The sequence below is a fragment of the Chromohalobacter sp. HP20-39 genome (genome assembly GCF_033052815.1).
Taxonomy (GTDB): Bacteria; Pseudomonadota; Gammaproteobacteria; order Pseudomonadales; family Halomonadaceae; genus Chromohalobacter.
Map to the genome: position 1 here is coordinate 1 of NZ_JAWHTP010000061.1, position 673 is coordinate 673.

At 60.9% G+C, this 673-nt stretch carries 1 pseudogene; it reads left to right on the top strand.

Features of this window, described 5'->3' with window-relative positions:
• Positions 1-673 (top strand): annotated as a pseudogene (locus RVY79_RS16870) (Tn3 family transposase); the annotation flags it as partial.

Sequence of the window (673 nt, forward strand, 5' to 3'; positions counted from 1 at the left end):
TCCCCGCTACCGTCAATTGGGCCGCAATGTACAAAACGCTGCTCGGCGAACTTGTTGCCTTGAGCGCGCAAGGTGCGGTGCCAGATGCTGAGTTGCGTGCCCGTCTTGAAGCCTTGATCACCGAAACCCAGAAACGCAAACCACCGAGCAGGGCCTCCCTGGTCCGCGAGGGATTGATTGATGGAATTCGCCCCGTGCGGTCGTTGCTCGTCGCCATTGCAAAGCTGCCCTGGCAGGCCACCGGCGAGCATCCTGCCATCGAGTACCTTGCCAAGCTGCAAGCTTTATATCTCAAAGGATCCAGAAAGCTGCCAGTTGAAGTGGTGGCACCAAGTCTGGGAATGATCTGGCAGGTTTCGATCTCCAGCCCAGACCGGGAACGGGCGTTTCAGGCGTTGGAGGTGGCCACCCTGTTTGCCCTGCGCCGCGCGGTGCGCAATGGCTCGGTCTGGATTGAGCACAGCCTGAGCTTTCGTGGCCGCGCACGCCTGTTCTTCACTGATGCGCGCTGGCAGGAAGAAGCCAAACGGCACTATGCCCGACTGTCACTGCCAGCCAATGCATCCACACTTTTGAAGCCGTTGCTGGCCAAGGTACGCGCCGGCGTGGAGGCAGTGGCCGTCGCCGCGCGCAGCGGTGTGCTGCGCGTGGACGAAGAACTCCACCTTTCAGT